Annotated in this window: 18 protein-coding genes, 1 tRNA gene and 2 pseudogenes; 7 read left to right on the top strand and 14 right to left on the bottom strand. The window is 58.8% G+C overall.

Annotation, left to right across the window (positions count from 1 at the left end):
- Window positions 1-73: 73 nt before the first annotated feature.
- The 6 genes from FQ192_RS26865 to FQ192_RS26840 all read right to left on the bottom strand — a co-directional run bounded on the left by FQ192_RS26865 (window position 74) and on the right by FQ192_RS26840 (window position 7,034).
- Window positions 74-1,648 (bottom strand): ABC transporter ATP-binding protein, encoded by a 1,575-nt coding sequence (locus tag FQ192_RS26865; protein WP_149661256.1) that lies wholly within the window; start codon window positions 1,646-1,648, stop codon window positions 74-76.
- 14 nt (window positions 1,649-1,662) lie between these two features.
- Window positions 1,663-2,685 (bottom strand): ABC transporter permease, encoded by a 1,023-nt coding sequence (locus FQ192_RS26860; RefSeq protein ID WP_149661224.1) that lies wholly within the window; start codon window positions 2,683-2,685, stop codon window positions 1,663-1,665.
- The gene (locus tag FQ192_RS26855) at window positions 2,685-3,746 is read right to left on the bottom strand and encodes a microcin C ABC transporter permease YejB (protein WP_149661223.1); all 1,062 of its coding nucleotides are present in this window, start codon (window positions 3,744-3,746) and stop codon (window positions 2,685-2,687) included. Before FQ192_RS26855 ends, FQ192_RS26860 begins: the two co-directional genes overlap by 1 nt.
- Window positions 3,746-5,614, bottom strand: coding sequence for an extracellular solute-binding protein (locus tag FQ192_RS26850; RefSeq protein WP_149661222.1), 1,869 nt, complete (start codon window positions 5,612-5,614; stop codon window positions 3,746-3,748). The genes FQ192_RS26855 and FQ192_RS26850 overlap by 1 nt, the downstream gene beginning before the upstream one ends.
- A gap of 136 nt (window positions 5,615-5,750) precedes the next feature.
- Entirely contained in the window at window positions 5,751-6,032 is a 282-nt protein-coding gene (locus tag FQ192_RS26845) for a peptidylprolyl isomerase (RefSeq protein ID WP_008150918.1), read from the bottom strand.
- A gap of 120 nt (window positions 6,033-6,152) precedes the next feature.
- Complete coding sequence (locus FQ192_RS26840) at window positions 6,153-7,034, bottom strand: triacylglycerol lipase (protein ID WP_149661221.1); 882 nt, start codon at window positions 7,032-7,034, stop codon at window positions 6,153-6,155.
- A gap of 340 nt (window positions 7,035-7,374) precedes the next feature.
- On the opposite strand from FQ192_RS26840, the gene FQ192_RS26835 reads away from it, so the two are divergent.
- Window positions 7,375-8,418 carry a hypothetical protein gene (locus tag FQ192_RS26835; protein WP_149661220.1) on the top strand — a complete coding sequence of 348 codons (1,044 nt, stop codon included), beginning with the start codon at window positions 7,375-7,377 and terminating at the stop codon, window positions 8,416-8,418.
- Window positions 8,419-8,469: 51 nt separating this feature from the next.
- Here the strand turns inward: FQ192_RS26835 and FQ192_RS26830 are convergent, their stop codons facing one another.
- Together FQ192_RS26830 and FQ192_RS34650 are read right to left on the bottom strand one after the other, a co-directional pair.
- Complete coding sequence (locus tag FQ192_RS26830; RefSeq protein ID WP_149661219.1) at window positions 8,470-9,558, bottom strand: 3-deoxy-7-phosphoheptulonate synthase; 1,089 nt, start codon at window positions 9,556-9,558, stop codon at window positions 8,470-8,472.
- 351 nt (window positions 9,559-9,909) lie between these two features.
- On the bottom strand, window positions 9,910-10,038 hold the full coding sequence (locus FQ192_RS34650; protein WP_256672385.1) for a hypothetical protein: 129 nt from the start codon (window positions 10,036-10,038) through the stop codon (window positions 9,910-9,912).
- A gap of 161 nt (window positions 10,039-10,199) precedes the next feature.
- Here FQ192_RS34650 and FQ192_RS26825 point away from each other — a divergent pair, with 161 nt between their 5' ends.
- The 6 genes from FQ192_RS26825 (at window position 10,200) to FQ192_RS35175 (ending at window position 15,166) form a co-directional block, all read left to right on the top strand.
- Entirely contained in the window at window positions 10,200-10,643 is a 444-nt protein-coding gene (locus tag FQ192_RS26825) for an N-acetyltransferase (RefSeq protein WP_149661218.1), read from the top strand.
- A gap of 126 nt (window positions 10,644-10,769) precedes the next feature.
- Window positions 10,770-11,411, top strand: coding sequence for a UvrY/SirA/GacA family response regulator transcription factor (gene uvrY, locus FQ192_RS26820; protein WP_082356623.1), 642 nt, complete (start codon window positions 10,770-10,772; stop codon window positions 11,409-11,411).
- Window positions 11,412-11,413: 2 nt separating this feature from the next.
- The gene (gene uvrC, locus FQ192_RS26815) at window positions 11,414-13,237 is read left to right on the top strand and encodes an excinuclease ABC subunit UvrC (RefSeq protein WP_149661217.1); all 1,824 of its coding nucleotides are present in this window, start codon (window positions 11,414-11,416) and stop codon (window positions 13,235-13,237) included.
- A gap of 32 nt (window positions 13,238-13,269) precedes the next feature.
- Complete coding sequence (gene pgsA, locus FQ192_RS26810; protein WP_149661216.1) at window positions 13,270-13,830, top strand: CDP-diacylglycerol--glycerol-3-phosphate 3-phosphatidyltransferase; 561 nt, start codon at window positions 13,270-13,272, stop codon at window positions 13,828-13,830.
- Between the two features lie 63 nt (window positions 13,831-13,893).
- Window positions 13,894-13,969, top strand: a tRNA-Gly gene (locus tag FQ192_RS26805).
- 228 nt (window positions 13,970-14,197) lie between these two features.
- A complete protein-coding gene (locus FQ192_RS35175) occupies window positions 14,198-15,166 on the top strand; it encodes an integrase arm-type DNA-binding domain-containing protein (RefSeq protein ID WP_149661215.1) in 969 nt (322 codons plus the stop codon).
- 162 nt (window positions 15,167-15,328) lie between these two features.
- Here the strand turns inward: FQ192_RS35175 and FQ192_RS35170 are convergent.
- From FQ192_RS35170 to FQ192_RS26780, 6 genes and pseudogenes are all read right to left on the bottom strand, one after another.
- A pseudogene (locus tag FQ192_RS35170) lies at window positions 15,329-15,637 on the bottom strand (DUF6531 domain-containing protein); the annotation flags it as partial.
- A 77-nt stretch (window positions 15,638-15,714) separates the two neighbouring features.
- Complete coding sequence (locus FQ192_RS34635; protein WP_256672390.1) at window positions 15,715-15,969, bottom strand: hypothetical protein; 255 nt, start codon at window positions 15,967-15,969, stop codon at window positions 15,715-15,717.
- An 85-nt stretch (window positions 15,970-16,054) separates the two neighbouring features.
- Window positions 16,055-16,339, bottom strand: a pseudogene (locus FQ192_RS34630) (hypothetical protein); the annotation flags it as partial.
- Between the two features lie 153 nt (window positions 16,340-16,492).
- The gene (locus FQ192_RS26790) at window positions 16,493-17,086 is read right to left on the bottom strand and encodes a hypothetical protein (RefSeq protein ID WP_149661214.1); all 594 of its coding nucleotides are present in this window, start codon (window positions 17,084-17,086) and stop codon (window positions 16,493-16,495) included.
- A 5-nt stretch (window positions 17,087-17,091) separates the two neighbouring features.
- Window positions 17,092-21,678, bottom strand: coding sequence for an RHS repeat-associated core domain-containing protein (locus FQ192_RS26785; RefSeq protein WP_178129255.1), 4,587 nt, complete (start codon window positions 21,676-21,678; stop codon window positions 17,092-17,094).
- A gap of 41 nt (window positions 21,679-21,719) precedes the next feature.
- Window positions 21,720-22,148 carry a DcrB-related protein gene (locus FQ192_RS26780; protein ID WP_178129253.1) on the bottom strand — a complete coding sequence of 143 codons (429 nt, stop codon included), beginning with the start codon at window positions 22,146-22,148 and terminating at the stop codon, window positions 21,720-21,722.
- Window positions 22,149-22,150 lie beyond the last annotated feature (2 nt).

Genomic DNA, 22,150 nt, shown 5'->3' with positions numbered 1-22,150 from the left:
CACGGGTGGCGCGTTTACCTCGTACCTGTAGGAGCGAGGCTTGCCCGCGAAGGCCGCGCCGCAGTTTCGAGATTCAGCCCGGATGCGCCGCCGCCAACAGCTCTTTGGTATACGGATGCTGCGGTGAATCGAACACGTCATGGCTGGCACCGCTTTCCACAACCTTGCCGTCCTTGATCACGATCATGTCATGGGCCAAAGCGCGCACCACCGCCAGGTCATGGCTGATAAACAGATAGGTCAGGCCATGCTTTTTCTGCAGGTCGCGCAGCAGGGCGACCACCTGCTTTTGCACGGTGCGGTCCAGGGCCGAGGTCGGTTCGTCCAGCAGGATCAGCGCTGGCTTGAGCACCAGCGCCCGGGCGATGGCAATGCGTTGCCGCTGACCACCGGAAAACTCGTGGGGATATCGATCACGGCTTTGCGGGTCGAGGCCAACTTCTTCCAGGGCCCGAATCACTTCGGCCTTACATTGCTCGGCGGTCAACTGGCTATGCACTTCCAGGCCTTCGCTGATGATCTGCGCCACCGACATCCGCGGGCTCAAACTGCCAAACGGGTCCTGGAACACCACCTGCATTTTCTTGCGCCACGGTCGCAGCTGCTTTTGCGTCAAGCCGTCCAGTGCCTCGCCCTGAAAGCGAATGCTGCCTTCGGAGTCGAGCAAACGCAGGATCGCCTGGCCGAGGGTGGACTTGCCCGAGCCGGACTCGCCCACAATGCCCAGGGTCTTGCCACGCTGGATGTTGAGGCTGATGCCATCCACTGCGTGCAACCAGGTCTTGCGCTGGAACAGACCGCCGCCGAGAGCGAATTTGACCCGCAGGTTGTCGACCTCCAGCACGTTCTCGCGTTCGTCCCGGGGCAGGGCTTCGCCTTCCGGTTCGGCGTTCAGCAACACGCAGCTGTAAGGGTGCTTCGGTTCGTTAAACAACGTCTCGCAAGGGGCTTGCTCGACGATTTCCCCGGCCTTCATCACGCACACGCGCTGGGCGATGCTGCGCACCAGATTCAGGTCGTGGCTGATCAGCAACAGCGACATGCCGAGCCGTTGTTGCAGGGATTTGAGCAGCAGCAGGATTTTGCGTTGCACCGTCACATCCAGGGCGGTGGTCGGCTCATCGGCAATCAGCAACTCGGGCTCGCAGGCCAGGGCCATCGCGATCATCACCCGTTGCCGCTGGCCTCCGGACAGTTGATGTGGATACGCTTTGAGGCGTTCCTTGGGGTGCTTGATGCCGACCAGTTCCAGCAATTCGAGAATCCGCGCCTGCGCCGCTTTGCCGGCCAGGCCTTTGTGCACCAGCAGGGTTTCGCCGATCTGCTTTTCGATGCTGTGCAGCGGGTTCAGCGAGGTCATCGGCTCCTGGAAAATCATCGCGATCCGGTCGCCGCGCAGCTTGCGCAGGGCCTTGGTATCGGCGCCGACCAGTTCCTGGCCGCGATAGCGAATACTGCCGGTCGTTTCAGTGCCGATTTCCGGCAGCAATTGCAGGATCGAATGGGCCGTCACCGATTTGCCCGAACCCGACTCGCCCACCAGTGCCAGGCATTCGCCGGGGCGGATATCCAGGCACAGGTTGCGCACCACGGTCTGGCCACTGAAGGTCACGCTCAGGTCACGGATTTCGATCAGGTTGTCGCTCATGTCATCGGTCCGCTTCATGATCTGGGGTCAAAGGCATCACGCAACGCCTCGCCAATGAACACCAGCAAAGAAAGAATCAGCGCCAGGGTGAAAAACGCCGTCAACCCCAGCCACGGTGCTTGCAGATTCTGCTTGCCCTGGCCGATCAGCTCGCCCAGTGAGGCGCTGCCGGCCGGCATGCCGAAGCCGAGGAAGTCCAGGGCCGTGAGGGTCGAGATCGCGCCGGTCAGAATGAACGGCAAGTAACTCAAGGTCGCGTTCATCGCATTGGGCAGGATGTGCCGCACGATCACTTTGCGGTCGGTCAGGCCCAGCGCCCGGGCGGCTTTGACATATTCCAGGTTGCGCCCGCGCAGGAATTCGGCGCGCACCACGTCCACCAGGGCCAGCCAGGAAAACAGCGCCATGATCCCCAGTAGCCACCAGAAATTGGGCTCGACGAACCCCGACAGGATGATCAGCAGGTACAGCACCGGCAGCCCCGACCAGACTTCCAGCAAACGTTGCCCCAACAAATCGACCCAGCCGCCGTAATAACCTTGCAGCGCACCGGCGGCGATGCCGATCAGCGCACTGACAAAGGTCAGCATCAGGGCAAACAGAATCGACACCCGGGCGCCGAAAATCACCCGGGCCAGCACATCCCGCGCCTGGTCGTCAGTGCCCAGCCAGTTGACCTTCGACGGTGGGCTCGGCGCCGGTTTGTTCAGGTCGTAATTGGGCGTGTCATCGCTGAACGGGATCGGCGGGAACAGCAGCCAGCCGCCATCCTGCTTGATCAGCTTCTGCACATAGTCGCTGCGGTAGTCGGCCTGGAACGGCAGTTGCCCGCCGAATTCCTGCTCGGTGTGGCGCTTGAACGCCGGGAAATACAACGAGCCCTGGTAACTGACGATCAGCGGCTTGTCGTTGGCGATCAGTTCGCCACCGAGGGTCAGCAAAAACAAGCCGATAAACAGCCACAGCGACCACCATCCCCGGCGGTTTTTCTTGAAGCGTTCGAAACGACGACGGCCCAAGGGCGAGAGCTTGAACATCAGGCGTTCCTCGCGGCGAAGTCGATACGCGGGTCGACCAGGGTGTAGCACAGGTCGCCGACCAGTTTTATCAAGAGGCCGAACAGGGTGAAGATGAACAGCGAACCGAAGACCACCGGATAGTCCCGTGATACGGCAGCTTCGTAGCTCATGCGGCCCAGGCCATCGAGGGAGAAAATCACCTCGATCAGCAACGAACCGGCAAAAAACACGCTGATGAAGGCCTGGGGGATCCCCGATACCACCAGCAGCATGGCGTTGCGAAACACGTGGCCGTACAGCACCCGGCGCTCGCTCAAGCCTTTGGCGCGGGCAGTCACCACGTATTGGCGCGTGATTTCATTGAGGAAGGAGTTCTTGGTCAGGATCGTCAGCGTGGCGAAGCCGCCGATCACCAGCGCGGTAACCGGCAACACCAGGTGCCAGAAGTAATCGGCGATCTTGCCCACGGTGGACAGCGACTCGAAGTTGTCCGAGACCAGGCCGCGCACCGGGAACCAGTTCAGCGATGTGCCGCCGGCAAACACCACGATCAGGAACATGGCGAACAGGAACGCCGGCATGGCGTAGCCGATGATGATGGCGGTGCTGCTCCAGATATCGAAGTGGCTGCCGTGATGCACCGCTTTGCGGATGCCCAAGGGGATCGACACCAGGTAAGTGATCAGCGTCGCCCAGAGCCCGAGGGAAATGGTCACTGGCATTTTTTCCAGGATCAGGTCGGTCACCGTGGCGCCGCGGAAGAAACTCTTGCCAAAATCCAGTCGCGCGTAGCTTTTGAGCATCAGCCACAGGCGTTCCGGGGCCGGCTTGTCGAAACCGTATTGTTTTTCGATCTCTTTGATCAGTTGCGGGTCGAGGCCACGGCTGGCTCGGGAGCTGTTGTGCATCGTCTCGCTGGAACCGCCGCCGACCTGGGCGCCGCCGATGCCTTGCAGGTGCGCGATAGCCTGTTCCACCGGACCACCGGGCGCGGCCTGGACGATCACGAAGTTGACCAGAAGAATGATCACCAGCGTCGGGATGATCAGCAGCAAACGCCGCACTATGTACGCCCACATCAGCGCGGCCCTCCGGATTTGCCGCGCTTGATCAGTTCGGCGGTCATCTGTTCGTTGGTCAGCGGGGTGGAACTCACTTCCCACCAGCTCTCGATAGCTTCGTCATTGCTCGCTTGCACGCTGGGAATGCCGAAGCGATTCCACCACACCGTCGAACTGCCGGGCGGGTAATAGTTGGGAATCCAGTAGTAATTCCATTGCAGCACCCGATCCAGGGCGTGGGCATAGTGCAACATGTCGGCCTGGGTGTTGGCGCGGATCAGGCCGCTGATCAACGTATCCACCGCCGGGTTCTTCAGCACCATGTAATTGTTGGCGCCGGGATCGTTGGCGGAGGCCGAGCCGAAGTAGTTGACCAGTTCGCCGCCGGGGGAGGTGGTCACCGGGTAGCCGGTGATGATCATGTCGTAGTCCCTGGACATCAGGCGGTTGACGTATTGGGACGAGTCGATGCGACGGATGTTGAGGTCGATACCGATCTGTTTCAGCGTGCGCTTGTAAGGCAGCAGCAACCGGTCGATACCGTTCTGGCTGGTGAGGAAGGTAAAGCTCAGCGGCTCGCCCTGGGCATTCACCAACTGATCGCCATCGGGTTTCCAGCCGGCCTGTTCGAGCAGCTCCAGGGCCTGCAATTGCTTGTCGCGGATCACGCCGCTGCCATCGGTCTTGGGCGCTTCGAAGACCTGGGTGAACACTTCATCGGGAATCTGCCTGCGCAAGGGCTCGAGAATCGCCAGCTCAGCGGCATCCGGGAGCTTGCGCGCCGCCAGGTCGGTGTTGGAAAAGAAGCTCTGCTGGCGGATGTAAAGGCCGCGCATCATCTGCCGGTTGCTCCATTCGAAATCCCAGAGCATGGCCAGGGCCTGGCGCACACGGCGGTCCTGGAATATCGGGTTTTGCAGGTTGAAGACGAATCCCTGGGCTGTTTGCGGTGCGTCGGTGGCCAGGTGGGCCTTGCGCAGGCGACCGTCGCTCAGGGCAGGACCTTCGTAGCCGATGGAATAACCGGTGGCGGAGAACTCGCGGTTGTAGTCGTAGGCGCCGCCGCGCAGCACCTGGCGGGCGACGTCGGTGTCGCCGAAGTACTCGATGCTGAAATGGTCGAAGTTATAGAGGCCGCGGCTGACCGGCAGGTCCTTGCCCCACCAGTCGGCGTTGCGCTCGAAGGTAATGCTGCGCCCGGAGTCGACCTTGCTGACCCGATACGGGCCACTGCCCAGCGGGGGTTCGTAACCGCCGCCGCTGGCGAAATCGCGGGTCTTCCACCAATGCTCGGGGAATACCGGCAAGGTTGCGATGTCCAGGGGCAGGGTGCGGTTTTCGTTGCTTTTGAAGTCGAACCGGACGGTCAGCGGTGACTCGACTTCAACGCCTTTGACGTCGGCGAACTGGGTGCGGTAGCGCAGGCTGCCCTGGGTCATCAGCAGATCGAAGGTGTAGCGCACATCTTCGGCAGTGATGGGCTGGCCATCGGCGAAGCGTGCCTTGGGGTTCAGGTAGAAACGCAGGGACAGACCGTCCTCGGAACGCTCCATCTTCTGCGCCACCAGACCGTACACCGTATAGGGCTCATCCTGCGAACGCTGGGCCAGGGGTGAGTAGAGCAGGCCATCGATCTGGTTCACGCCGATGCCCTTGTCGATGTAGGGCAGCACATGGTCGAAGTGACCGATCTCAATGGCCGAACGGCGCATCGTGCCGCCCTTGGGTGCTTGCGGGTTGGTGTAGGCGAAATGACTGAAGCCCGGGGGATATTTCGCCGGTTCGCCATACACGGTCAACGCGTGTTGCGGTGCTGCATTCACACCAGCGGCACTCAGCAGCAGGGCCACGGCAGTGAATATCAAAGTGGGGAAAGCCAGTCGCATTGTCAGCCTTAGAGCCGGGTGATCGATAACCACAATTTGTACGCTAGCAGCGCGTCACTCGCCAGTCGAAACACGTAACCAAAACACAACGGCCCACCAAAAGGCGGGCCGTTGCGCAGAAAACACAGGCGTCAGATCAATCCTGGCGGCTGGTCACTTCCAGCAGGTGATAACCGAACTGGGTTTTGACCGGGCCTTGCACCACGTTGATCGGTGCGCTGAAGACCACGGTGTCGAATTCCTTGACCATCTGGCCTGGACCGAACGAACCCAGGTCACCGCCCTGGCGGCTGGACGGGCAAGTGGAGTTAGCCTTGGCAACTTCGGCGAAATCAGCGCCGCCTTCAATCTGGGCCTTGAGTTCGTTGCACTTGGCTTCGCTGGCAACAAGGATGTGACGGGCAGTGGCTTTAGCCATGGGAAAATTCTCCTTTCAATGTTCAGTAAAGTGCTGAGCCTACCGGATTCAGTGGCCTATTTCTTCTCAAAGTTCCATCTGAAGCCGGTCGGGCATTGGGGCATTAATATAAGGAAGGGTTTACAGGCCGGCATTTCTCAAGCGCTCGGCGTGCTGCACGTACAGCTCGATCGGGTTGACACCTTTGCGACCTCGTCCGGCTGTCTGACCTAGGCTGTCCATGTGATCCATTGGATAGTCGGAGCGGATCACTTTGCCCAAGTGAGAGCTGTAGCGTCCGACCAGTCCGTCGTTTTGTCCGGCCTCGGTGATGAAGTACTCGGAAAACGCCCGGCAAAAAGCGTGTGCCGGATCGAAACCACTGAGCCCTTCATCAAGGATGCTGCCTTGCAGGGTGCCGCTCCAGGAGTAATACCGCACGCCGTTGACCAACTCTCGACCCTTGCCGCCCCAGGTTTTCGGCAGCCCCTGTGGGTACTTGTCGTTGAAGGCACCCACGCCTTCGGTGGTCAGTGCGTTAAGCGCGGCGATTGCGTTTTGAGGCAACTGCTGGTTACCGCTCAGCAACGACAGGAAGTCTGCAAACGCGGTGGCGACTTTTCTCGCCACATGCTCCGGCAAGCGTCCTGGCGTAAGGGCCTTGCGCAGAAAGTCAGCCAGTTCCGAGCCGTGATTCGGGCCGCTGACGGACGTCACCGAGGCTACCCGCTCCGGAGCGATGGCGGCGGCGTAACATGCGGCCAGTGCGCCCTGGCTGTGACCGATCAGGTTGACCTGGCTTGCGCCGGTCCCTTCCAGTACCCGTTCGATCTGTGCCAAAAGCTGGTCGCCGCGCACTTCGTTGCTATGGGTAGCTGACAGGTGGGGAACGAAGACTCTGGCGCCATAGCTTCTCAGTGCCTGCTTGACGTCATGGAACAGTTCGAACTGACCGATGCGATCGAAACCGAAGAGCCCATGTACCAGCAGGATTGGATGCTGAGTTGTTGCATTCCGTTGCATGTTCGTACCTTTTTCGCGGAAGTTCGTAGATGTGGCAGGGGCTCCACTCTAAAACACTCCCGTAGCCGGGCGATGTATGAAAAATCCGCTGTGCTCGAAGGAAAGCGGTATAGGAAAGGTATGAAAATTCGGAACAGGACGAAGCCTACGTCGGAACATTTCGACATCTTTTTAAGCAGCCAAGAGAAATTCTCATCAACGGCCTACTAGGTAATCAGCATTTGCCCCGGTCCTCTGACGTGATCGCCTGACATCGCCGAACGCAGCGATGGGTTTCAATAGGCTTCGTTCGACGCCGGCCTGCGGGTCGGTTCATATGTCCAAGGACTGGAGTAAATGAATGAGCCTATTTGAAGTAGAAGCAGCGAAACTGGCGTTGTCTGCCCCGCAGTTGGTGCAGGCCGACAATGCCGTTCTCGACCCTTCGAGCAAAAAAGCGGTCGTCAATGTCTTGCCTTATTCAGGCATGGCGAGCGGAGACAGGCTGGTGTTGCACTGGTCCGGGATTGACGCCGAGGGGTTGGTCTATCGGCACGAGGTCATGCACTTTGTCAGCCAGAGGCAGGTTGGCAAGGACGTTGTGTTTGTCGTCGCCAGTCCTCATATCGTTGCGCTGGATGGCGGTTACCTGGAGATCTACTACACGCTCACCAGCCGTTGTTTGCCCGAGCCCGTGCAGTCCCGACGTTTGCAATTGAATGTTGGTGATACATCTTCCGGAGTGTTGCCGTTGTTCGTGAATGATGCCGTGGGCGGCAAGCTTGATCCGGCCCGGGTGGGTGAGGGCGCACGCATCACGATTCGACCTTACGCCCGGATGGCGGCCGGCGATCGGGTAGTGCTGTTCTGGGAAGGTGCTACAGCGGAAACGAGCTTCAACGACAGGTTGAGTATCGAATCCTTCGCGGTGGGGCACGAAGTATCGTTCTGGGTAAATCCGGAGTTCATCGTCTCAGGCCTCGGATCGTCGGTGATCCTGCGTTACTGCATTGAACAGCATGGGCAGGCGCCGCTTTATTCGGACCCGATGCCGTTGTCCATCGGGCCTCTGGAACGAGCGCCGCTGTTGGCCCCCATCGTCCTGGAGGCCGATGAAGGCTGGCTGGATCTGCAGGACTCGATCGATGGCGTCACTGTCGTGATTGATGGTGCACGAACCGAGGAAGGCGAACTGGTGTACCTGAAGTGTGACGGCACTGAATTCAGTCATCGGGACGAGCGTGAAATCTCCCAGGAGATGGCCGGTGAACCACTGGTGTTCATTGTTCCTTACCGGTTCTGGAGAGAGCATCAAGGCTCGACGGTTCGGGTCGGTTATTCGGTCGAACGGCTCGATGATGTGAGCCAGCAATCAGAAGTGGTACTGGTTCAGGTGCAGGAGTAAGTCGTTCGCGACTTTCCAGTCTTCGCTTGAAGACTGGAAGGAAGCCATGAGTCATGCCGGTTGACGTGCGTGGTGCTGTGTCCGCAGACGGTCGGCAGCCTGGCGCAGCAAGTGTTCCGTGCCAGTCCAGCCGAGGCAGCCGTCTGTTATCGATACCCCGTATTGCAAGGACGAACCCAGCGCTTGGCAGCCTTCGAAGAGATGACTTTCAATCATCATGCCAATTAGCGAGCGATCACCTTGCAGGCGTTGTTCGAGCACATCGTTGAATACGGCGGGTTGGCGCAACGGGTCTTTACCGCTGTTGGCGTGACTGCAATCGACCATGATCCGCGCGGGGATCTTAAGCCTGCTCAAGTCGTGGTTGATCCGGGAAACGCTATCGCGGTCGTAGTTGGGCCCGTGATGTCCTCCGCGCAATACCAGGTGGGTATCCGGATTGCCGGGGGTTTGAATGATTGCGGGATGCCCCTGACTATCGACACCGAAATGTCGGTGGGGATGAGCTGCCGAGCGCATGGCGTCACTGGCGACCGTGACGCCGCCATCTGTGCCGTTCTTGAACCCTACTGGCATGCTCAGGCCACTGGCCATTTCCCGGTGGATCTGCGATTCGGTGGTGCGCGCACCGATGGCGACCCAACTGAGCAAGTCGTCGAAGTATCCGGCCGCCATCGGTTGCAGCAGTTCGGTAGCAATCGGCAAGCCGAGGCGGAGCATTTCACGCATCAGCTCCCGGGACAGGGTCAGGCCACCGGCCATGTCATCGCTGCCATCCAGTTGCGGGTCGTAGGCCAGGCCTTTCCAGCCGATGGTGGTGCGGGGTTTTTCGACGTAGGCGCGCATCACCAGGAGCATTTCATCGCTGACTTCAGCGGCCAGGCGAGCAAGGTTGCCGGCATATTCGAGTGCTGACTTCGGATCATGGAGGGAGCAGGGACCGACGATAACCAACAGGCGGGAGTCTTCACCGTTGAGGATCGATCGGACCGCGTGGCGGTGGGCGGCGACTTGCTGGGTCAGGGCATTGTTGAGCGGCAGTTGCTGTTTGAGTTGCAACGAGCTGGGCAGGCGCAGGCTCAGCGCTTCATTGGCCGGGCTCAAGGTGGACAGTGGCAAGGCAGAGACGGACGAGTTCATATTCGGGCTTCCTGGGCTGGCAGCGGGTTCGTTCCCGCGTACTCGGCCCTACTGGGGTGTTCGACAATTGGCCGGATTGGCTGCGTGTGTGTGCTTGCCACCTGTGGGTGACCGATCGGAGGCGGCAGGCTGTCCCGAGCGGAGGCTGGTAAATCGCCAGGCGGTAAAGCTGTCGTGACGGTAATAAGTGGCGTAGTTCATGTCGTGAATCCTCAAGTTGTCTGGGGTGTTGCTAAAAATGTAGGTAGCTGATGGCAGGACGCTGAAAAAACAAAACCCCCGGTCGGGGAGCCGACCGGGGGTTGAGAATTCTCTGGTGGCGACCCGTTTAAAGTGGGCGCCGTGTGGGTATCAGGCGCGCCAGTGGCTAAACCAATACCCAAAATAAAAGCTGACCGGAGCACAAACGTCATTCACCCGGGCAGCCGCCACCGAGCGCAGGGCGCTGACGGTAAGAAGCTGAGAAGGGGTGTTGAACATGGTCTGTCTCCGATGAATGCGCCGAGCTTACTAGAGGGCGGTAGGCGGATTCAATCAGAAAATGCTATCGGGCACCGGCGGCGTTTTCTATCGCTTGAGTGCCGGGAGGGTTGTGACACACTCGATGCTTCGCTACATGCAGTCATCATCGCGGGGCTTGAATGATTTACCAATTACGTCCGGCGACATCCCGGGATCTGGATTTCGCTCGGGGCCTGACCTGTCAAAACATGTTGCCTTACTACATCCAGTACGAACTGCCCTGGCTGGATGAGGCCTTTGATGTGGCGTGGGCGGGAAGAGAAAACTGGTTGATTGTGCGGGGCGACGTTTCGCTGGGTTATGTCAGCCTGAGCCGTGATGCCAGGGCCTTGTACATCCGCGAACTGCACATATCCGACGCCTTCCGGGGGCAGGGAGCCGGTTCCTGGGCGATCGATCAGGTATTGGCAATGGTCCGGACGGAACGACGGCCGGCCTTGCGCTTGACGGTCTTTAGAAATAATCCGGCGCAGGCGCTGTATCGGCGAATGGGGCTGGAGGTGGTCGGCGAGGATGAGTGTTTCCTGAGAATGCAGGGTGAAGTCGATGCCCCTCGTCGCTGAAACACACAGAGGGCAAGCCTCAAAAGATGAATTGAAACTTTTTATATGATGCTTGCCGCTAGGTCTGCCAGTCGCTTTTTGCTAAGGTGTCGGCAACCCAATACGACCATATCGCGAGGTGTCTGCTTGATTAGGGTGCTAGTAGTCGATGACCATGATCTCGTTCGTACAGGCATTACACGAATGCTGGCTGACATCGATGGCCTGCAAGTAGTCGGCCAGGCCGAGTCAGGGGAGGAATCCCTGCTCAAGGCGCGTGAGTTGAAACCTGATGTGGTACTGATGGACGTCAAGATGCCCGGGATCGGCGGTCTTGAGGCCACGCGAAAACTGCTGCGCAGTCATCCGGACATCAAAGTCGTCGCGGTCACTGTGTGCGAGGAGGATCCGTTTCCTACACGGCTGTTGCAGGCCGGGGCGGCGGGTTATCTGACCAAGGGCGCAGGCTTGCCGGAAATGGTCCAGGCCATTCGCCTGGTATTTGCCGGGCAACGCTACATCAGCCCGCAGATCGCCCAGCAATTGGCAATCAAGTCGTTCCAGCCGACCAACGATTCGCCTTTCGACGCGTTGTCGGAGCGGGAGATCCAGATCGCCTTGATGATTGTCGGCTGCCAGAAGGTCCAGATCATTTCCGACAAACTCTGCCTGTCGCCGAAAACCGTGAATACCTACCGTTACCGCATTTTCGAAAAGCTTTCGATCAGCAGCGACGTTGAACTGACGCTGTTGGCGGTTCGTCACGGCATGGTCGATGCCAATCTCTGAAAATGAATGAAGTCTTCGATCCGAGTGCATTTCTGTCGACGGTGAGTGGGCGCCCTGGCGTCTATCGCATGTTCGACAGCGACGCGCGCCTGCTTTACGTCGGCAAGGCCAAGAATCTCAAGAAACGCCTGGCGAGCTATTTCCGCAAAACCGGCCTGGCACCCAAGACGGCTGCGCTGGTGGGTCGTATCGCTCAGGTCGAAACCACGATCACATCCAACGAAACCGAAGCCCTGTTGCTTGAGCAGACGCTGATCAAGGAATGGCGTCCGCCCTACAACATCCTGCTGCGCGACGACAAATCCTACCCGTATGTCTTCCTCTCCGACGGCCAGTTCCCTCGGCTGAGCATCCACCGTGGCGCGAAAAAGGCCAAGGGCAAGTATTTCGGTCCCTATCCCAGTGCCGGCGCCATCCGTGAAAGCTTGAGCCTGCTGCAAAAAACCTTCTTCGTTCGTCAGTGCGAAGACAGCTACTACAAGAACCGCACGCGACCTTGCCTGCAATACCAGATCAAACGCTGCAAGGCGCCGTGTGTCGGGCTCGTGGAGCCGCAAGTGTATGCCGAGGACGTTCGTCACTCGGTGATGTTCCTTGAAGGGCGCAGCAATGCACTGACGGACGAGCTGTCTGCTGGAATGGAGGAGGCGGCAATCAACCTCGAATTTGAGCGCGCAGCCGAATTGCGCGATCAAATTTCATTGCTGCGTCGGGTCCAGGACCAGCAAAGCATGGAAGGCGGGACGGGCGACATCGATGTGATCGCCGCGTTCATCAATCCGGGCGGTGCCTGTGTTCATTTGATCAGCGTGCGTGGCGGTCGGGTGCTGGGCAGCAAGAACTTCTTCCCGCAAGTGGGGATTGAAGAGGACGTTTCCGAAGTCATGGCGGCGTTTCTGGGCCAGTACTACATCAGCAGTCCTGAACGGGATTTGCCGAGCGAGTTGATCGTCAACGTGGTTCACGATGATTTCCCGGTCCTGATCTCGGCCATCGACGAGCTGCGCGGTCGCGAATTGTCCATCAGTCACCGGGTTCGCGGTACGCGTGCGCGCTGGCAACAGTTGGCCGTCACCAATGCCGAGCAGGCGTTGAGTGCGCGACTGGCCAATCGTCAGCACGTCGCGGCCCGTTTCGACGCACTGGCCGAGGTCCTGAACCTGGATGAACCACCGCAGCGCCTGGAGTGCTATGACATCAGTCACTCCAGCGGTGAAGCCACCGTGGCATCCTGCGTGGTGTTCGGTCCGGAAGGCCCGATCAAGTCCGACTACCGTCGTTACAACATCGAAGGCGTGACGCCGGGCGATGACTATGCTGCGATGCACCAGGCCCTGACCCGGCGCTTCAGCAAGCTGAAGGACGGCGAGGGCAAGCTTCCGGACATCCTGCTGGTGGACGGCGGTAAAGGTCAGCTGTCCATGGCCCGCGACGTGCTCAATGAACTGGCAGTGCCCGACCTGATTCTGTTGGGCGTGGCCAAGGGCGCGACGCGCAAGGCCGGTTTTGAAACCTTGTACCTGAATGACGCTGCACACGAATTCACATTGCGCGGTGATTCCCCCGCGCTGCATTTGATCCAGCAGATTCGCGACGAAGCCCACCGTTTTGCCATCACCGGGCACCGGGCACGGCGGGGCAAAACCCGCCGCACCTCCACGCTTGAAGGCGTTGCAGGTGTCGGGCCGACACGTCGGCGCGATTTGTTGAAACATTTTGGTGGATTGCAGGAGCTGTCTCGTGCCAGCATCGAAGAGATCGCCAAAGCACCCGGGATCAGTAAAAAGCTCGCAGAGTCGATTTATGCAAATCTGCACAGCGAGTAGAATGCCAACTCACCTCGTAGCCAGTTGTGCCGATGAATATCCCTAATCTGATTACCGTTCTACGCGTCCTGCTCATCCCTATCTTCATTTTGCTGTTTTACCTGCCTTACCAATGGAGCTACCTGGCCTCCAGTTCGGTCTTCGCGTTCGCCGCCGCCACTGACTGGCTCGACGGATACCTGGCCCGCCGCCTGGAACAAAGCACACCATTCGGGGCTTTCCTCGATCCGGTGGCCGACAAATTGATGGTAGCCGTCGCGCTGGTGTTGCTGGTGCAAGAACACGGCAACCTGTGGCTTACGCTGCCGGCTGCGGTCATTATCGGTCGCGAGATTGTCGTCTCGGCGCTGCGAGAGTGGATGGCCGAACTCGGCGCCCGCGCCCACGTCGCAGTGTCGAACCTGGGCAAATGGAAAACCGCCGCGCAAATGCTCGCGTTGGTCATCCTGCTGGCCAACCCGTCGGACTTCTCGTTCTGGGTGCTGTTCGGCTACGCTTTGTTGCTGGTATCTGCAGGCCTGACATTGTGGTCCATGGTCCAGTATCTACGGGCTGCCTGGCCGCATCTGAAGACCGACGTTGAAAAGAAATAAAACTTTTTTGAATCAAAGGGTTGACGGGGCTTCTGGATTCTATAGAATGCGCCACACCAAGACGCGGGAATAGCTCAGTTGGTAGAGCACGACCTTGCCAAGGTCGGGGTCGCGAGTTCGAGTCTCGTTTCCCGCTCCAAATATTGATCCACAGATGTCCACTGGGCGCTGGGGGTTAGCGAAATAGACGCTTCGGCGTCTTTTTTCGTTCCAGTGCGATCCGCCGAAACCCGGCCCCAGCCACGTTTTTTAAGTACATTGTTGAGTACATAGAATCCGGGTAGCAGGCATAGTGGTTTTTGGGTGGAACGTCCCGGTCCGGCATCGATATACATCTCCTCGACCCTACGAGACGGGAGATGTACTCATGGCCTTGACCGATACCGCCGTTCGCCAGGCGAAACCTTCCGGTAAAAATTACACCCTCAAAGGCTCGGGCGGGCTTGCGCTGTTCGTGGGCCCCAAGGGTGCCAAGCAATGGCACTTCCGCTTCTACTGGCTGGGTAAGCAATCGCGCATTTCACTGGGTGTTTACCCGGCAGTCAGCCTTAAAGAAGCGCGCACGGCGCGGGACGAGGCGCGTGCGCTGGTCGCTCAGGGCGTCGATCCACGTTCAAATCGACGCGAAGCCCGACTGGCAGCCAGTGCCTCGACGGAAAACTCTTTTCGTAGCGTTTATACAGACTGGCGCGCGTTCAGGGGCTTGAGCCTGAAGGTCGGGCGTCAGAGCACCTTGTCGCAGATAGATCGTCACTTCAACAAAGACATCCTGCCTTGGTTGGGTGATCTGCCGATCGTCCAGATTACGCGCCAGCATGTGCTGGAAGTGCTGCGCAAGATTGAACGGCGCAAAGCCATGACCACCGCAGAAAAATGCCGCACCTGGCTCAACCAGTTGTTTCGCTATGCCATGGTTGAGAAGGGGGTTGGCGCCGTCTGCGCGCACCGATTGAGGGCGTTGTGCGGGAACTTCGAAGCGTTGCCATTGATACTGCAGAGTCGCGCCACTGGGCAGGGTGTGGCTGTCGAGGTAGCCATTCGCCGTGTAGGTGAAGCTACGCAAGACCTGGCCGGTGGTATCGAGCACGTCCTGCAGCTGGCCGCTTTGGGTGTAGCGATAGCTGGCAAGTACTTCGGTGTGTTCGATATGCGGATTATCGCCAAGCTTGATGTAGAGTCGGGCCACTTGGCTGACCCGTTTCGGGTGCTGCGTGTCATAGCTCAGCCGAACGGTGGTTTTGCTCAAATCGTCGCACATGTAGTGCGGTCGGCCCGCTTGATCGTAGAGCAAGCCCAAGGTGTTGAGATTACGGTCACCCAGCTTGATCAAGCGTGAGCGTTTCGGGTTGTGCGGGTCGGTCTGGAAGACTTGGTAGAGGCCGGTGTAGATGTCCTCGACCACGGTCTGCCCGTCTTCCAGTTGAAAGAACGCCAGTCCGTCCAGCACGCTGACGAAGGCATCACCTGCCTTTAGCCGACCCAGTTCCAGGCGGGTGCCTTCTTCGTCGACATAGATCCACAATTCGCCACCCTCGGGATGAGGCACGCGCAGGATTTCCACTTCATAGGGCACGCTCCAGCCCATGCCGAACAGGCCGTCGCGGCGCAGGTCGTTGCTGTCGTAACCTCTGGCCCATTCGATGGGAAGCAGGCCCGGCAAGGTGAAGTCGAGGTCTTCGGGGCCTCCAAGAATTTTGCCGCCGGTTGAGACAAACACAGGGTTACCCTTGCATCTCCCAATGCGCCACCACGGTTTGGGGCTACCTTTCGGTCGCGGCCGAAGCTTGATTTTGCGCGAAATCAACATGCTGGCCAACATGCCGGTGAATTGCGCGATCTTGCTTTTGCCATTGCGGATATCCCGCACGGTCAGTGGCTCGCCACCTATGCGAACGTTAGGAGAAAAATTGGCATCGCTGTCGATGGCAGCATCGCAAGTAGTCTTGTCGCGCGCTCGAAATCGCTAATGACCCGGCCATTGAGGTTGAGTTGATGCAGGTGACCGCTGCCGTAATACAGGTGGTTGAGTTGGCGCTGGTCGGGCAGGGTTAGGGGTTCCAGGTTGCCGAGGGCGTCGTAAGCGTATTGCAACTGACCGGCATCGCTGCTTTCGCTGAGCATCTGACGCGAGGGCGTCATAGCGGAATTTCAGTTGCTGCTGTTCGCCGTTGCGATGGCTGAAGCTGATCGCCAGCAGGTTGTCAGCGGGATCATAGGCATAGTCGGTAACCCCATCGTCAGTCGTTTTACGCAGCAACCGGCCCACCGCATCGCGGGCGAAGCGATGTTTGATCGGAGCGTCTGACTCGCTCGGCGGCGGGCCGTCCTCGTAAGTGTTACGCGGTTCCGGCGCAGGCGTGGGGTGAGCGTCAGTCCCAGTAATATCGTCCACGGCGTTGTAGTGATAGACGCGGTAGCTGCCGTCCAGATCGACCTGGACGGAGAGGCGATCCAGCACATCCCACTCAAACCGGTAGGCTTCGTCGTTCTCATTGCTCAGCTGTTGCAAACGCCCATAAGCGTCATAGCTAAACGCACTTATGTCCTAGCGCATCAATACGCTGCTGGATCCTCCAACTGGGGGCGTGGTGATCACTCGCCTACTGAATGCGACAGAGTTTGGGTTCACAGCATGATGCGAAGGTGATTTTCCAAAGAGATATTAATTCCTTCGAGTTATAAAGTAAGTCATTGCTGTGTTTGTTAAATAATTTCCGTTTTTGCCATCATATTTTTCTACTGCGTCAGGCCAGGAAAAAAATCTTTTCTCGGGTTTATCATGAATTTGGCCGTTATTCATGTTTACTAAATGAACTTTTAATGCGTGCTTCTTAAATAGACGCCAGACAGTTTTTACAAAAATATCAGTTTCTGGGTCGGTTTCCGGATCGTACGATGCTGCGAGTCTCCCATTTCGAAGGCAATTCTTCGCATAACCCGCCTCATATGAACGATGGAATTGAATGAGCCCTTTTCCGATTGTCCCTCCGATAAAGCCAGAACCACTTTGGTGTGGGATCACCATGGTTTTCTTGTAGTCCCTGGATGAAAGTATCATTTCATTTAGGATCGCGGCATTGGAACCGGCCCAGCCCTTGCATTGTGATAAGGTGTCGTGGAATGGCGGGCTAGGCGTGCTCCATACAAAGTCGTCGATAAAAGTTATCTGTGGAATTTCACTTTTTAGCAGTATGGAAAAATTCTTTTCATCGTTTTCTGTCATAAATGTTTCAATTGTCATGGTTTTGTTTGGCATGCTCTTCACCTTATATTCACTACGCCCGGCTTCATATTTGCCGTGTTTAATGCGCCGGGTGGCGGGGTAATTCCTTTGGGTACAGTAATGACAATGGCGGTTGGGTCCTGTTTTGTTATTCTGATCGCATTATCCCATTCTCGCCGACTCATTCCATTAATAGAGCCTTTGTCTACTGTCTGCACATACACTGTACGGAGCTTGGCATCTTTAAAGGTCATGTCTGTATAAGAAGCACCTTTTCTAATATTGGGTATCAATGGCCTAAGGTATGTTTCTGGTTGCTCTATACGTGTTACTGAATGTCTACCGCCTGCTGTATGAGTGGCGCTTGGATTATCGCGCATGAAGTTATTTCTAATTCCGTCCATGTGGTTCTTTGTGGCGCTATTGCCGCGCCGACATAAACCGAGGGGGTCGATCCAACCAATTGCATTTGGGTTGTACTGATAAAAGTTCAACCCACCTATCAACCCAATCGGATCTGGCTGCGTAAACCTCCCTACATCTGCATCATAAAACCTGAAAGTGTTGTAGTGCAGCCCGGTTTCGCGGTCAAGGTACTGCCCCTGAAAGCGCAGGTTCTGCTCGCGCCTGATCCGTTGATCGTGCCACTCATCCCGACTCTTGCCCCAGCCCTCGTACTCGCTGTGCCAAACGCTGAGCCCGGCCTCGTCGGTGAGCTGTTCCGGCAACCCGGCAAGGTTGGTGTGGAAGTAGAGGATTTCCTCGTTGCCCGGTTTGCCGTCGATCCTCGCCAGCGGCTCGTAGCTGTCGGGATCGGCATACACGTACACACTGCCAAACCCGTGCTCCACCTCCTGCAACAGTCGCAGCCCCTGCCACACAAACTGCACATCGCTCTGCGCCTGTTCGTTGTCATTGCGGTACACCCGTTTGCCGATGCGCCGCCCCAATGGGTCGTAGCGATACTCGCTGCGCAAACGTTGCCAACCCTGATCCTGCTCTACGCAGATCAGCCGCTGTTCGGCGTCGTAGCGAAAGCGTTGCACCGTATGGCTGCCGATGCGTTTTTCGCTCAGGCGTCCGAAGCGGTCATAGCGATAGCGTTTGTCCTCGAAGATATGCACGCGGTTGTGCTTGATGTAGCCACCCATGCGGCCAGTGGAAAGCAGGTTTGCGGCGGCGTCGTAGTTGTAGGTCTCGCGGTGCAGCTCGGGGTTGTGCGGATTACTTTGGCGGTGGTCGCGCAGGCGTTCGGTGGCGTCGTAGGTGTAATGTTCTTTGCCTTCGACACTTTTGCCGTGGCTCTGGCCGAGAAATCGCCCGAGCAGGCTGTCATCCGGCAGCGGTTGGCGTGGATCGCTGCCGCCCCGGCGCTGGGTCTGGGTCAGGCGCTCGATGATCAGGTTGTCGCTGGCGTCGTACTGGTAGTTTTTTTGCAGCAGCGTCAGTTCTTCGCGGGCGGCGTTGCGGTAGTGCAGGGCTTTCTGGCTGAGGCGGCCGCAGCGGTCGTAGCGGGTGCGGGTCAGTAGACTGCCCTGGGTGCGCAGGACTTCGTCGTGCAGTTGATCGCGTTCGAAGTCGCAGATCACTCGGCCATTGAGGTTGAGTTGATGCAGGTGACCGCTGCCGTAGTACAGATGGTTGAGCTGGCGCTGGTCGGGCAGGGTTAGGGTTTCCAGGTTGCCGAGGGCGTCGTAAGCGTAGTTCAGTTCACCGGCATCGCTGCTTTCGCTGAGTAGTTGACCGAGGGCGTCATAGCGAAATTTCAGCTGCTGCTGTTCGCCGTTGTGAGCCTTAAAAGTGATCGCCAACAGGTTGTCCGCAGCATCGTAGGCATAGTCGGTGATGCCATCGTCAGTGGTTTTGCGTAGCAAGCGGCCCACCGCATCGCGGGTGAAGCGATGCTTGATCGGGGCGTCTGACTCGCTCGGTGGCGGGCCGTCCTCGTAAGTGTTGCGCGGTTCCGCCGCTGGCGTGGGATGAGCATCGGTGCCGGTGATATCGTCCACCGCGTTGTAGTGGTAAACGCGGTAGCTGCCGTCCAGATCGGTCTGGGCGCTCAAGCGATCCAGCACATCCCACTCAAACCGGTAGGCTTCGTCGTTCTCATTACTCAACTGCTGCAAACGCCCATAAGCGTCATAGCTGAAGCGCACCTTATACCCCAGCGCATCAATCCGTTGCTGGATCCGTCCGCTCGGATCGTAGCGGTACTGCGTCCGCAGGTTGGCCGGGTCGATGTAGTCAGTGAGCTGGCCGGCGAGGTTCCTCTGGTAGCGGTCGATACGTCCGTCCGGGCGCTCGCTTTCGATCAGGTGGCCACGTGCATCGTAACGGTACTGAGTGGTCTCGCCACGCGCATTGGTGCTGGCGCACAAATAGCCACGTTCGTCATAGCGGTAATGGTTTTCCGAGTTGGAACAATCCCGATACAGCAGCAGTTGCCCATAGCGGTTCCAGGCCAGGGTCTTGTGCTTGTCGTGGGCGTCGATGATTTCCACTACCTGGCCCTGGGGGTCATAGCGGTAGCGCGTGGTGTGCCCCAGCGGGTCTTTTTCGCTGAGCAGGTTGCCGTGTTCGTCGTAGCTGAACGTGCGGGTGTGGCCGCCACGGTCGGTGATGCTCAGCGGCAGCGCCCAGTGTTCGGTGTAGACGATGTGCTCGCAGCGGCCGAGGGGGTCACGGGTTTCAATCAGGCGGCCGATGTCATCGTAGACGTAGTGCCACTCGCCGCCTTGTGGGTCGGTGGTCTTGAGCAGTTGCCCGGCCAGCAGGTCGCTGTGCCAGCATTGGCCCAGGGGATCAATGTGGTGGTTGACCTCGTACAACGCGCCCCAGTAGTAGCGTTCCGCACGGCCGAGGCTGTCGACGACGCGGGTTTCGCCCTTGGCCAGGTCGTATTCGAAGCGATAGTCCTCGCCATCGCTGCCCCAGTGGCGGGTGACGCGCCATTCGTGGTCGGGTTGCGGCTCCAGCAAGGGTGGGAGGTTATAGGACGTGCCGTCGGCGCGGACGGATTGCGGGCCTTGCTCGGGGACTTCAAAGGACGTCCAGGTATAGTGACGCGTGGCCCCAGTGGGCAGCGTGTGGCTGCTCATGTAACGCTCGGGTGTGTAGGTGAAACGCCGCAGCACCTGGCCGCTGGTATCGAGCACTGCGCTCAGGTCGCCCTGGCTGTCATAGCGGTAGTGCACCAGAGGTTCGGTGCGTTCCAGATGCCCGGGGCCTTCGTCACTGAAGTACAGGCGCTCAACCTGCTCCACCCGGCGTGGGTGCAGGTCGTTGTAGCGCAGGCGCACGGTGACGCGGCTGCTTGTGTCAAGCAGATGCAGCAACCGGCCCCGGTCGTCATAGTGCAAATTGAGGGTATTGAGATTGCGGTCACCCAGGCGCACGAGCCGCGAGCGCTGCGGGGTGTGGGGATCGGTTTCAAAGACCTGATACAGACCTTCATGGATATCCTCGACCACCGTCAAGTCATCGCTTATCGCAAAAAAAGCAAGGCCATCGAGGGTGCTGACAAAGCGATTGCCGGGCTTGAGTTGACCCAGTTCCAGGCGTTCGCCCTCGGCGTTGATGTGCACCCACAGGTCGCCACCGTCCGGGTGGGGTACGCGTACGATCTCAACTTCGTAGAACACACTCCAGCCGACGCCGAATAGCCCGTTGTCGCGCCGGTCATTGCTGTTGTAGCGGCGTGCCCACACGATGGGCAGGAGGCCGGGGAGGGTGAAGTCCAGGTCTTCCGGGCCGTCTTGAAACTTGCCGCCGGTGGACACCGCTACCGGGTTACCCACCGAGCAGCTTTTGGGCCCGAACTTTCGCGCGATTAGGATGCCGGCGATGATGCCCACAACCATGCCGATTTTGTTTTTCCCTCCTTGGATGGGCCGCACCACCAACGGTTCACCGCCGATACGAACATCCGGTGACACGTCGGTATCCGGGCCGACGGTGGCCTCGCACGTAGTGCGATCACCGCTACGGACGGCAGGCTGGCTGTTGATGAAGACTTCCGAGGAGCCCTCGGCCAAGTACTGCGTGGGCATGGGCAGGTGGCGCATGCACACCACCTGGTCCAGTTCGGCGGGCCGGGTTCCGCTGGCAGGCGCGGCCACCATGGGCGGGTTAATAATGCCGTCGATGGTTTGGTAGATCGCGACGACAGGGTTGAGTCCAGCGACCACGCCAAAAATGGTGTCCATTACACTGGGCTTGGCCGAGGGCTCGTCGGGCTCGTCGGTTTGTATGCCGGCGGCACGGGCCGCCAGTTCGCCATTGATGCGAGTGTCAACGGAACCGCTTGCGATGTTGCCCTGGGGCGTGGGGGGAATCAGCGCGTTGAAAAATCCACTGCACGCATCGCTGAAATGCTCCCCGATGGATTTGTCACCGGCAGGAACCAAACTCGTCGCCGTCACCAGCAACCCGGCGCCTACGCCGATCGCCACTGCGCCTACCGCTGCGATGCCTGCCGCTGCCAGCACGTAAGGCGCTGCCGCGATCACGGCGGCAGTGACGGCGGCATACACTACCGCTTCCGCTACAGTGGCGAGGATTTCAGCCCATACGGAGGTGTGCAGAATGGGATCGCCCACACGGGCGGCGTGTACGGTGTCTGCCACGAATCATCTTCCTTGCGATCAGGTCATTCGAGAAGAACGGTTCAGGCGAACCGAAGTGACTGTTTGAGGGTTTCCCAATGGTCGAAATCTGCTTCAGTGAGCGCGCTGCCCTTGCTGTAAGTCAGCGCCAGTAGTCGAGGCTCGCCAGGCAACTCACAGGACAGTTGGTACTGGCAGGACAGCGCGTTGCCTTGTGTGAACTCGGTTTGCACTTCCATCGCGACGATGTTGCGGTCGACGCCTACCCGCACCTCTGCGGGCTTGGTGCATTTGAAGGCAGTGACTTTCTTACGTAGCTCGGTGAGCTGGTGGGTATAGGTCTCGGCCAACGTTTTCTGTGGGTCCATGGGGCCGCGTGCCAGCACCAGGGTGGTGCCGCGTGCCTTGAACACCAGCATGTTGACGCTGTTGTCGTCAGGCATTTCATTGCCCAGCCCGATGATCAGATCGTGGGTGATGTATTCGCGCATTG

Source organism: Pseudomonas sp. ANT_J12 (assembly GCF_008370045.1).
GTDB lineage: Bacteria > Pseudomonadota > Gammaproteobacteria > Pseudomonadales > Pseudomonadaceae > Aquipseudomonas.
Note: the sequence above shows the minus strand (reverse complement) of the source record. Positions and strands in the feature narration are given on the sequence as shown.